The organism is Streptomyces sp. NBC_01351 (assembly GCF_036237315.1).
GTDB lineage: Bacteria > Actinomycetota > Actinomycetes > Streptomycetales > Streptomycetaceae > Streptomyces.
Genome location: NZ_CP108356.1, coordinates 2,476,743 through 2,488,206 on the forward strand (window position 1 = coordinate 2,476,743; position 11,464 = coordinate 2,488,206).

The 11,464-nt window shown below is 72.2% G+C and carries 8 protein-coding genes; 2 read left to right on the forward strand and 6 right to left on the reverse strand.

Translation table 11 applies throughout. The annotated features are described in order from the left end of the window. Positions 1-140: 140 nt before the first annotated feature. The 4 genes from OG625_RS10960 to nsdA all read right to left on the reverse strand — a co-directional run bounded on the left by OG625_RS10960 (position 141) and on the right by nsdA (position 6,177). On the reverse strand, positions 141-2,567 hold the full coding sequence (locus OG625_RS10960; protein ID WP_329378806.1) for a [protein-PII] uridylyltransferase: 2,427 nt from the start codon (positions 2,565-2,567) through the stop codon (positions 141-143). Positions 2,568-2,619: 52 nt separating this feature from the next. Continuing rightward, positions 2,620-2,958, reverse strand: coding sequence for a P-II family nitrogen regulator (locus tag OG625_RS10965; RefSeq protein ID WP_329378808.1), 339 nt, complete (start codon positions 2,956-2,958; stop codon positions 2,620-2,622). Next, positions 2,955-4,301: an ammonium transporter gene (locus tag OG625_RS10970; protein WP_329378810.1), complete on the reverse strand. Its 1,347-nt coding sequence runs from the start codon at positions 4,299-4,301 to the stop codon at positions 2,955-2,957. The genes OG625_RS10965 and OG625_RS10970 overlap by 4 nt, the downstream gene beginning before the upstream one ends. A gap of 358 nt (positions 4,302-4,659) precedes the next feature. Beyond that, entirely contained in the window at positions 4,660-6,177 is a 1,518-nt protein-coding gene (gene nsdA, locus OG625_RS10975) for a transcriptional repressor NsdA (RefSeq protein ID WP_443067695.1), read from the reverse strand. 417 nt (positions 6,178-6,594) lie between these two features. Between nsdA and OG625_RS10980 the strand changes: the two genes are divergently transcribed. Further along, positions 6,595-7,263, forward strand: coding sequence for a bifunctional DNA primase/polymerase (locus tag OG625_RS10980; RefSeq protein WP_329378814.1), 669 nt, complete (start codon positions 6,595-6,597; stop codon positions 7,261-7,263). A 78-nt stretch (positions 7,264-7,341) separates the two neighbouring features. On the opposite strand, the gene ftsY is transcribed toward OG625_RS10980, so the two are convergent. Continuing rightward, complete coding sequence (gene ftsY / locus OG625_RS10985) at positions 7,342-8,565, reverse strand: signal recognition particle-docking protein FtsY (RefSeq protein ID WP_329378816.1); 1,224 nt, start codon at positions 8,563-8,565, stop codon at positions 7,342-7,344. A gap of 347 nt (positions 8,566-8,912) precedes the next feature. Here ftsY and OG625_RS10990 point away from each other — a divergent pair, with 347 nt between their 5' ends. Next, positions 8,913-9,899, forward strand: coding sequence for an LLM class flavin-dependent oxidoreductase (locus OG625_RS10990; RefSeq protein ID WP_329378818.1), 987 nt, complete (start codon positions 8,913-8,915; stop codon positions 9,897-9,899). A gap of 41 nt (positions 9,900-9,940) precedes the next feature. Here the strand turns inward: OG625_RS10990 and OG625_RS10995 are convergent, their stop codons facing one another. Next, positions 9,941-11,371 (reverse strand): sugar porter family MFS transporter, encoded by a 1,431-nt coding sequence (locus tag OG625_RS10995; RefSeq protein ID WP_329378820.1) that lies wholly within the window; start codon positions 11,369-11,371, stop codon positions 9,941-9,943. Between the last annotated feature and the right edge of the window lie 93 nt (positions 11,372-11,464).

Consider the following 11,464-nt stretch of genomic DNA (forward strand, 5'->3'; position numbering starts at 1 on the left):
AGCGCCTCAAACGCCGGCGGGGCTGAAATTGCCCTCTGGGCAATCCAGCCGCGCTGGGCGGACGGCGGCAGCCGAAATCCAGTCCCGCCGGCGTTTGAGGCGCGGGGTCCGGGGCGGAGCCCCGGCAACGGCGCCGCAGGCTACGACAGGGCCGCCTGCACGGTCCCGGCCAGGACGAGGGCTGCGGACGGATCCAGGGGCTTGCCCTCCGGGGTGGTCACGTACAGGGTATCCACGGCGTTGGCGCCCAGCGTCGAGACGTGCGCACTGCGCACCCGCACCCCGCCGGACTCAAGGGCCCGCCCGATCCGGTGCAGCAGACCGACGGCGTCGGGGGCCCGGACCTCCAGGACGGTGGCCAGCGAGGAGACGTCGGCCACGACCGTGACCCGGGGCGGCGGGGGCACCACCCCGCGCCGCCGCGGGTACGCCGCCTCGCGGTCGGCCAGCTTCGCCGGGACGTCGAGCGAGCCGTCCAGCGCGCGGACCAGGTCGGTCCGCAGCCGGGCCGCCTGCGGCAGCGCCCCGTACTCCGCCGCCACCCGCCACCGCAGCACCAGGACCTCGCCCAGCTCGTCCGGGAGCTCCGTGGAGCGCAGGTCCGCCGCCCGTACGGTGAGCCGGTGCAGGGCCAGTACCCCGGCCACCGCGGGAAGGACCCCGGGCTGGTCGGGGACGGCCACCACCAGTTCCACGCCGACCGCGTCCTCCTCGTGCCGCGCCTGCAGTGCCAGCACCGGTTCGCCCGTGCGCAGGGCCTCCACGGCGAGGCGTTCCTGCTCGGTCGTCGGGATCTCCGGCTCCACCGCCGCCGGGGCCGTGCCGCGCAGCACGGCGGCGACCCGGGTCACGAGGTCCGCCACGAGGGAGCCGCGCCAGGCGCTCCACGCGGCCGGTCCTGTGGCGAGGGCGTCCGCCTCCGTGAGGGCGTGCAGGATCTCCAGCGTGCCCACCGACCCGACGGCCTCGGCGACGGTTCGGACGGTCGCCGGGTCGTCCAGATCCCGCCGGGTCGCGGTGTCGATCAGCAGCAGGTGGTGGCGTACGAGCGCGCCCAGGACGGCGACGTCCCGCTCGTCGAAGCCGACGCGGGTGGCGACGTCGCGGGCGATGGTCTCGCCGGCCACCGAGTGGTCCCCGGGCCAGCCCTTGCCGATGTCGTGCAGCAGGGCGGCCATGAGCAGCAGGTCGGGGCGGCCGACCCGGCGGGTGAGGGCCGAGGCGCGCACGGCCGTCTCGATGAGGTGCCGGTCCACCGTCCAGGTGTGGACGGGGTTGCGCTGGGGGCGGCACCGCACGCGCTCCCAGTCGGGCAGCAGCCGGCCGATCAGGCCCTCCGCCTCCAGCGCCTCCCACACGGCCACCGTCGGCTCCCCCGCGCCCAGCAGTGTCACCAGCTGTTCGCGGGCCTCGGCCGGCCACGGCACGGGGAGCGGTTTCGCCTGCACCGCGAGTCGGCGTACGGCGTGCGGCGAGACGGGAAGGCCCGCCTGCGCGGCGGCCGCGGCGAAGCGGAGCGCCAGCACCGGATCACGGTCGGGGCGTGCGGCCAGGGCCAGTACGGCCTCGCCGTCGGACTCCACGACCCCGTCGGCGAGCGGTGCCCGCGGGGCGGCGGGGGCGCCCCGGGTGCCGAGCAGCCCGCGGAGCCTGGGGCGGGCGGAGCGCGCCCGCAGCACCCGGCCGACCTCGCGCCAGGTCACGTCACCGGCGTACGAGACCACGCGCGCGGCCTCGTACACCTCGCGGAGCAGCGCGTCGGCGTCGAGGAGCCCGAGCTGCGTGGCGACCTGGTCCTGTTCCTGGAGGGAGAGCCGGTCGGTGGCGCGGCCGGTGACGAGGTGGAGGGCGTCGCGGGCGTCGAGGAGCCTGCGCCGGGCCTGGACGAGGCCTTCGCGGGGGGCGTCGGCCAGCCAGGAGGCGGCGACGGCCCGCAGGGCGGTGATGTCGCGCAGCCCGCCGCGGGCCTCCTTGAGGTCGGGTTCGAGGAGGAAGCGCAGTTCCCCGGCGCGGTCGGCCCGGTCGCGGCACAGGGCGTGCAGTTGCGGGAGCCTCTTCGCGGCCTGGTTGCGCCAGTCGGCCAGGACGGAGGTGCGCAGGCCGGCGAGGAGCCCGGCGTCGCCCGCGACGCAGCGGGCGTCGAGCAGCCCGAGGTGCACCTTGAGGTCCTCGGCGGCGGTCTTGCGGGCCTCGGCGGGGGTGCGCACCGAGTGGTCCAGGGCGAGGCCGAGGTCCCACACCGGGTACCAGAGGCGGTCTGCGAGCGCGCCGAGCGCCCGCGGTTCGGCCTTGCCGTCGTGCAGCAGCACCAGGTCGAGGTCGCTGCGCGGGGAGAGTTCGGCCCTGCCGTAGCCGCCGACGGCGACCAGGGCGGCGCCGCGTACGCCGGTCTCCCGTACGGCGGTCGCGAACAGGGCGTTCAGCCATGTGTCGGTCAGCCCGGCCAGCGCGGAACGCCGCGAGGGCCCGGACCGCGACTCCTCCTGGAGGAGTCGCAGCCGGGCCGCGGCGTATCCGCTGGGTCCCGAGTCGGCCGTGTGGTCCGTGGATTCTTCGACGCTCGTCACCCGGGGGCTCCCGTCAGTTAGGACCTGTCCGGTCGGTCAGGCCGGATAGGTCCTACAGCGCGTCAACGCCGCGCTCGCCGGTGCGGACCCGTACGACGGAGTCCACGGGGACGCTCCACACCTTGCCGTCGCCGATCTTGCCGGTGGCGGCCGCGCTGACGATGACGTCGATCAGCTGCTCGGCGTCGGCGTCGTCGACCAGTACCTCGATGCGGATCTTGGGGACGAGGTCGACCTGGTACTCGGCGCCGCGGTAGACCTCGGTGTGGCCGCGCTGGCGGCCGTAGCCGCTGGCCTCGGTGACCGTGAGTCCCTTGACCCCGAAGGCGTGGAGGGCTTCCTTGATCTCGTCCAGCCGGTGCGGCTTGACGATCGCGGTGATCAGCTTCATGCGTCAACCTTCTTGCTCGCTACGGCGGAGGGGGTGGGGACGGCGGTGTTCCGCGAGGCCGCGCCGCCGCCGGCTCCGCTGAAGTCGTAGGCGGTCTCGGCGTGTTCGACCTGGTCGATGCCGGCGACCTCGTCGTCCTCGGTGACCCGCATTCCGATCGTCTTGTCGAGGAGGAAGGCGAGCAGCGCGGACGCCACCAGAGAGTAGGCCAGGACGGAGAAGACTCCGATGGCCTGCTTTCCGAGCTGTTCGAGGCCGCCGCCGTAGAAGAGGCCGGCCGCCTCGGACTGGACTCCGCCGGTGGCGAAGAAGCCGACGAGCAGCGAGCCGATGACACCGCCGACGAGGTGGACGCCGACCACGTCGAGGGAGTCGTCGTAGCCGAACTTGTACTTGAGGCCCACGGCCATGGCGCAGACGACACCGGCGATGGCGCCGATGGCGATCGCGCCGAGCGGAGAGCAGGAGCCTCCGGAGGGGGTGATGGCGACGAGGCCCGCGACCGCGCCGGAGGCGGCGCCGAGGGTGGTGAAGGAGCCGTGGCGCAGCTTCTCGTAGCCGAGCCAGGCGAGCATGGCGGCGGCCGTGGCGACCTGGGTGTTGACGAACATGACCGCGCCCACGCCGTCGTCGTTGCCGAGCCAGGAGCCGGCGTTGAAGCCGAACCAGCCGAACCACAGCAGGCCGGCGCCGAGCATCACGAGGGGCAGGCTGTGCGGGCGCATCGGGTCCTTCTTGAAGCCGACCCGCTTGCCGATGACCAGGATCACGCCGAGGGCTGCGGCACCCGCGTTGATGTGGACGGCGGTGCCGCCCGCGAAGTCGATGACGCCGAGCTCGAAGAGCCAGCCGCCGGCGCCCCATACCCAGTGGGCGACGGGGAAGTAGACGATCGTGACCCACAGGACGGTGAACAGGGCCCAGGCGCTGAACTTCACGCGGTCGGCGAGGGCGCCGCTGATCAGCGCGGGGGTGATGACGGCGAACATCAGCTGGAAGACGGCGAAGACGTAGACCGGGATGGTGTACCCGTCCCACAGCTCGGTGATCCCGATGCCGCTGAGGCCCACGTAGTCGGAGTTCCAGCCGATGAGGCCGCCGGAGTCGGTGCCGAAGGCGAGGCTGAAGCCGTAGAGGACCCAGAGGATCGTGACGATCCCGAGGCTGATGAAGCTCATCATCAGCATGTTGAGGCTGCTCTTGACGCGGACCATGCCTCCGTAGAAGAAGGCAAGTCCCGGGGTCATCAGCATGACCAGGGCGGAGCAGATGAGCATGAACCCGGTGTTCGCGGCAGACAGCGTCGGGGCGTCTGCCGCGAGGGTCGTGATGGCTGATGCCATCGGCGTCTCCTCGTCGTCGGTACGTTCGCGTGCGGGCGATCGTGAAAACCTGAGCGGCGGCGTATGGGAACTGGCCGGTTATTGGCCCTGAGATTCGCGCAGGCCGGTTTCCGGCGGCGCCGCCAGGTGTTTCGCACCGATGACGAAGGCGTCCGCGTTGTTACGACGTGATGAACACGGCAACCATCAATTGAGCAACCACGACGGCGGGCAACCACCTCCGCGAGAGCGGCCGCGGTTTAGCGGCAAGGAACAACCCGGCCGCGGCAGTACCCGGAGTGTCCTGGCTGGGGGAGCCTGATCGGGCTTCACGGGGTGACTGCCGCGGCCGGGGCCTTGGGGGCGGCCGCTCGGGCCGTCAGACGGCCTCCGCGGCTTCGGGGAGCCGCGAGGCGAGGTGGTCGGTGAGGCGGACGATCTCGGCGACGTCCCCGTACTCACGGGCGGCGGTGTCGACGGTCTTGCGCAGCCGCGTGTTCACCCGTTCGGACCGCACCTTTCCCGCCACGTCGAGGGCCCGGTCGACGAGGACGGCGGCCTGCTCGGGCTCGCGCTGGAGCAGGTGCACGGTGGCCATGCCGATGAGGTTGAGGGCGTAGGAGCGCTGGTGCTCCTGGTCCTTCTCGAAGAGCTCGACGGCCCGCTCCATGACGGGTTCGGCGAGGGAGGCGTACATGGGGCTGCGGCCCGCGACGTAGGCGAGGTCGCGGTACGAGTGGGAGTTCTCGCCGTTCAGTTCGGCCTCGGAGAAGAAGCGGATCCAGTCGGGCTCGGGCTCGCCCGCGAAGCCGACGTCGCCGAAGGTGTCCTCGGCCATCCGCACGGCCCGCTTGCAGCGACTGGGCTGTCCCATGTTGGCGTAGGCGCGCGCCTCCATCGCATACAGCATGGCCTGGGTGCGCGGGCCGGCGCAGTCGCGGCTGCCGTACTGCGCGAGGTGGATGAGTTCCAGGGCGTCCTCGGGGCGGCCCAGGTGGATCATCTGGCGGCTCATGCCGGAGAGGATGTACGAGCCCAGCGGCTTGTCCCCGGCCTCCTTCGCGGCGTGCAGCGCGAGGACGAAGTACTTCTGGGCGGTGGGGTGCAGGCCGATGTCGTAGCTCATCCAGCCGGCCAGTTCGGCGAGTTCCGCGGCGACCTTGAAGAGCCTCTTCATGACGGGCGCCGGGTGGTTCTCCTGGAGCAGGTCGGTGACCTCGTGGAGCTGGCCGACGACGGCCTTGCGGCGCAGTCCGCCCCCGCACTGGGCGTCCCACTGGCGGAACATGACGGTGGTGGCGTCGAGCAGGTCGAGTTCCGGTTCGGAGAGCCGGGGCGGGCGGTGGCCGCCGAGTGCGCCCGCCGGCCCTCCCCCTCGCTCCGCTGGGGGGACCCCCACCTCGCGCGGTCCCGGGTCGGCGGCCGGGACCGGTACGAGCCAGCGCTGCATGGGCTCGATGAGGGCGGGGCCGGCGGAGAGGGCGAGCGAGGTCCCGAGGAAGCCGCGGCGGGCCAGCATGAGGTCGCTGCGGGAGAACTCGCCGAGCAGTTCGACGGTCTGCGGGCCGGCCCAGGGCAGGTCGACGCCGGAGACGGAGGGGGTCTGGTGGGCGGTGCGCAGGCCGAGCTGTTCGATGGCCACGACGGAGCCGAAGCGCTCGGAGAACAGCTCGGACAGGATGCGCGGGACGGGCTCGCGGGGCTGTTCGCCGTCGAGCCAGCGGCGCACCCGGGAGGTGTCCGTGCTGATGTGGTGGGCGCCCATCTGGCGGGCCCGGCGGTTGACCTGGCGGGCGAGTTCGCCCTTGGACCAGCCGCTGCGGACGAACCACGAGGTCAGCTGTTCGTTGCGCACGGCAGCGTCGTCCATCGTTCCGCTTGCGTCATTGCCGCTCACTGGAACGCCCCCATCCGCTCAGCCTCTTCCACACGAAACCCTGGCCGTGACGCCGGGCGCCACCACGGACCTTCACAGGTCCTCCACACATTGCCTCCGGCATACCCACGGACGGGCGCGCCTTAGGGGTTCGTGTACCGAAAGTAATCCTACGATCACCCCTCCGGCGAGGTCGATTCCAGAAACGCCACCATTCGCCACCCCTTCGAATGAACTCGCCACCGGCCAGGCGCGATTCACTTGACACCGAGGTGAAAACGGATCGGTTGGACTGGAGTGCGCTCAGGGCGCGCGCGGCGAGGAGTGCGCCGGGCAACCCGGGTCGTACCTCGCGGCGTCCCGCGATGGATCGCCCGCAGCAGGTCCGTCCGCTCTCGTAACCACCGGCGCGTCCGACCCGTTGGAGGGGGCATGGGCATGGGCTTCACGATCGGCGGCAGCCGTGGCACCAGGGAGTTCCGCACGGGCGCCCGGCGCCGCGGCCGGACCTCGGAGTGCACGGCGGTGGCGGAGTACACCGGACTGTGGGGCTGGGACGTGGTCCCCGGCGCGCGGGCCGCGGCGCCCGCCCGCGACTGCTCCTGCGGGGACTCCCGGTGCGCGGCTCCCGGGGCGCACCCCCTGCCCTTCGCCCCCACGGTCAAGGCCGGGGCCACCCTGGACGAGGTCACCGAGGCCTGGAGCGAGTACCCGGGCGCGGCGGTACTGCTCCCGGTGGGCCGCTCCTTCGACGTGATCGAGGTGGCCGAGGAGGCCGGGCGGCGGGCGCTGGTGCGGCTGGAGCGGATGGGCCTGCCGCTGGGCCCGGTGGTGGCGACCCCGGACGGCCGGGCCCAGTTCTTCGTGGCGCCGGGCGCGGCGGCCGAGCTGCCCCAGCTGCTGTACCGGATGGGCTGGGACGACGCCGACCTCGACCTGCGCGCCCTGGGTGAGGGGGCCCACGTGACGGTCCCGCCCTCCGACCGGGCCGGGCTCGGTCAGGTGGGCTGGCTGCGGCCGCCCGCGCTGGACAGTGCCGGGGGCCCGCCGCAGGCCCGGCTGCTGCTGGGCACCCTTGCCTACATCTGCCACCGCTTCCGCCGGTAGGGGGTGTCCGCCCCGCTCACGGCAGTGCCCCCGCGTTCGAGGTGAACGCGGGGGCACTGGTGTCCGTACGGGCTGCGCTCAGTCGCCGATCAGGGCGTCCACGAACGCCTCCGGCTCGAACGGGGCCAGGTCGTCCGCACCCTCACCGAGGCCGACGAGCTTGACGGGGACTCCCAGCTCGCGCTGGACGGCGATGACGATGCCGCCCTTGGCGGTGCCGTCGAGCTTGGTCAGCACGATGCCGGTGATGTCCACGACCTCGGCGAAGACCCGGGCCTGGGTCAGGCCGTTCTGGCCGGTGGTGGCGTCGAGGACCAGCAGGATCTCGTCCAGCGGGCCGTGCTTCTCCACGACGCGCTTGACCTTGCCGAGCTCGTCCATGAGGCCGGTCTTGGTGTGCAGGCGGCCGGCGGTGTCGATGAGCACCACGTCGGCGCCCTCGGCGATGCCCTCCTTGACCGCGTCGTAGGCGATCGAGGCCGGGTCGCCGCCCTCGGGGCCGCGCACGGTACGGGCGCCAACGCGGTCGCCCCAGGTCTGGAGCTGGTCGGCGGCGGCCGCGCGGAAGGTGTCGGCCGCGCCGAGCACCACGCTGCGGCCGTCGGCGACGAGCACCCGGGCGAGCTTGCCGGTGGTGGTGGTCTTGCCGGTGCCGTTGACCCCGACGACCATGATCACGCCGGGGGTGTCCTCGCCGCTCTCCGTCTTCACGGCGCGGTCGAAGTCGGTGCGCAGCAGGGTCAGCAGCTCTTCCTTGAGCAGGGCGCGCAGGTCCGCCGGGGTACGGGTGCCGAGCACCTTGACCCGCTCGCGGAGCCGGTCGACGAGCTCCTGGGTCGGTACGACACCCACGTCGGCGATGAGCAGGGTCTCCTCGATCTCCTCCCAGGTGTCCTCGTCGAGGTGCTCCCGGGAGAGCAGCGTGAGCAGCCCCTTGCCGAGGGAGTTCTGGGACCGGGCGAGTCGGGCGCGCAGCCGGACCAGGCGGCCGGCGGTGGGCTCGGGCACCTCGACCGCGGGCGCGGCCGGGGCCTGCGGCTCCGCGACCGGCACCTCCGCGGGGGCCTCTACGGGCGCCTGCGCCTCGGGGAGGACGACCTCCTCGATGGTGCGACGCGGCTCTTCCGCCGTCTCTACGGCGTCCTCCCCCACCTGCGGTTCCGCGGGAGGGGCAGTGATGGTCGGCGTGCTCGACGGTGCCGGCGGCGGCAGCTGCTTCTTCTTGCGGCTGCTGACCACGAGCCCGCTGATCGCGCCGACCGCGACCAGGGCGATGACTAGGGCGAGAATGAGGATTTCCATAGCTACATCAGTATGCGTGACCTCGCGGACGGCCCCTCGTTTCCCAGGCGGGGCTATTTGCCCCCGCGGGCCGGGCTGGTCCGTCGCCCGGCCATATGCCGGCGAGAAGCCCCTCGGGGAGGAGTCACAGCCCGTCCAGTATGCGGACGGAGCGGATACGGCGCGCTGAGCGCCCAGGGGCTGTCGCGATCCATGCAGTGGGCCGCGACAGCCCCTGCCCCTTGCGCTCGTCCCCACCCGCCCCGGTGGAGGAGCCTGCTCCCGCCGGATCCCTGTCCAACTGACGCCACGTCAGCTAACGTCCCCCTTCGCCCGCCCACCCACATCCGGCGAAGGGGGACTTCTCCATGCCCATCACCGTGGCCCGGTTCAATCTCGTCGACCCGAACGGCACCCCCGAGTCCCTCTCCGCCCGCTACAAGGCAGCGCTGGAGATGGCCCGGTACGCGGACGACCGCGGGATCGACACCATCCAGACCGAGGAGCACCACGGCACCGGCAACAACTGGCTGCCCTCCCCCTTCGCCTTCGCGGGCGCGGTGTTCGGCGCCACCCGCCGGATCGCCGTCACCGTCTCGGCGATCATCGGCCCGCTGTACGACCCGCTGAAGGTGGCCGAGGACATCGCCGTGCTGGACCTGCTGAGCGGTGGCCGCCTGGTCACCGTCGCGGGCATCGGCTACCGGCCGGAGGAGTACGAGCAGCACGGCGTGGAGTGGGGCCGGCGCGGGAAGCTCCAGGACGAGCTGCTGGAGACCCTGCTGAAGGCGTGGACCGGCGAGCCGTTCGAGTACCGGGGCCGTACGGTACGGGTCACCCCGCGGCCCTTCACCCAGCCGCACCCGCTGCTCCTGGTCGGCGGGAGCTCGGAGGCGGCGGCCCGGCGCGCGGCCCGGCTGGGGCTGCCGTTCTTCCCCAGCGCGCACCTGCCGGAGCTGGAGGCGTACTACAACGCGAAGCTGGCCGAGTACGGCACGGAGGGCTTCTGCATGATGCCCGCGGCCGAGACCCCGCTGCTGCACATCGCGGAGGACCCGGACCGGGCCTGGGCCGAGCACGGCGAGCGCTTCCTGCACGAGGCGGGCATGTACGCGTCCTGGCAGTCCAAGGACATCCGCAGCGCCGTGCGGTCGGCCGCGCGCTCGGTGGCGGAGCTGCGGGCGGAGGGCGTGTACCGGATCCTCACCCCGGACGAGGCCGTCGCGTACGCCCGGGGCGCGGGCGAGGCCGGGAACCTGGTCCTGCACCCGCTGTGCGGCGGGATGCCGATCGACGAGGGCTGGCGCAGCCTGCACCTGCTGTGCGAACAGGTACTGCCCCGGCTCAAGGACTGAGCCGGGGCAGTATCGAGGAGAAGGGGCGTTGGCGGGGGTGGTTACCCCATCTCCTCCAGCGCCTTGCCCTTGGTCTCCGGCACCCATTTGAGGATGAAGGGGATCGAGAGCAGGGCGAAGAACGTGTAGATCATGTAGGCGCCGGACAGGTTCCAGTCCGAGAGCGTCGGGAACGAGACGGTGATGACCCAGTTGGCGATCCATTGGGCGGCGGCCGCGACGCCGAGGGCCGCGGCCCGGATGCGGCCCGGGAACATCTCGCCGAGCAGGACCCAGACCACCACGCCCCAGGACAGGGCGAAGAAGAGGACGAAGCAGTTGGCGGCGACCAGGGCGACGATGCCCTGCGCGTGCGGCAGGGCGATGTCGTCGCCGACCCCGGACTTGTAGGAGAACGCCCAGGCGGCGAGGCCCAGCGAGATCGCCATGCCGACCGAGCCGATGAGGGCCAGGGGCTTGCGGCCGATGCGGTCCACGAGCAGCATCGCGATCACCGTGCCGATGATGTTCACCACGGAGGTCTCGAAGGAGTACAGGAACGAGGCGCTCGGGTCGATGCCGACGGACTGCCACAGCGAGGAGCTGTAGTAGAAGATCACGTTGATGCCGACGAGCTGCTGGAAGACGGACAGGCCGATGCCGATCCAGACGATGGGCAGGAAGCCGAAGCGGCCGCCGAGCAGGTCCTTGAAGGTGGACTTGTGCTCGGAGCGCATGGCGTGCTCGATCTCGGCGACGCGCCCGTCGAGGTCGATACGGCTGCCCTCGACCTCGGTGAGGACCTTCCTGGCCTCGGCGTTGCGGCCGACGGAGATGAGGAAGCGCGGCGATTCGGGGATGACGAAGGACATCAGCCCGTAGAGGACGGCCGGGACGACCATGACCCCGAGCATCCACTGCCAGGCCTCCAGGCCGCCGATCTCGCCGCGCTGGTCTCCGTCGGCGAGGTTGAGGATGCCCCAGTTGACGAGCTGGGAGACGGCGATGCCGATGACGATGGCGGCCTGCTGGAAGGAGGCGAGCCGGCCGCGGTAGGCGGGCGGGGACACCTCGGCGATGTAGGCGGGGCCGATGACGGAGGCCATGCCGATGCCGAAGCCACCGATCACACGCCACATGGCGAGGTCCCAGAGGGCGAAGGGGAGGGCCGAGCCGATGGCGCTCGCCGTGAAGAGGGCGGCGGCGATCTGCATGCAGCGGATGCGACCGATCCGGTCGGCGACGCGGCCGGCGGTGGCGGCGCCGATCGCGCAGCCGATCAGCGCGGCGGCGATCACCTGGGCGAGCACCTCGGAGCCGACGTCGAAGCGGTCGCGGATGGCGACGACGGCGCCGTTGATCACCGAGCTGTCGTAGCCGAAGAGGAATCCGCCCATGGCCGCAGCGGCGGCGATGAAGATGACGCGGCCGAGGTGGTCGGGCCGCGGCGCGGCCGATCCGCCCGACGCCGATGCCTGCTCTGTGCTGGTCAAGGTGCGCTCCGTGGTGTTTTGTCCGTCCTCTTAGTGGCGCACAGTTCAAGATCGGGCACCACCCGAAGGCGGGAGACAGCGGAGCGAGCTTAT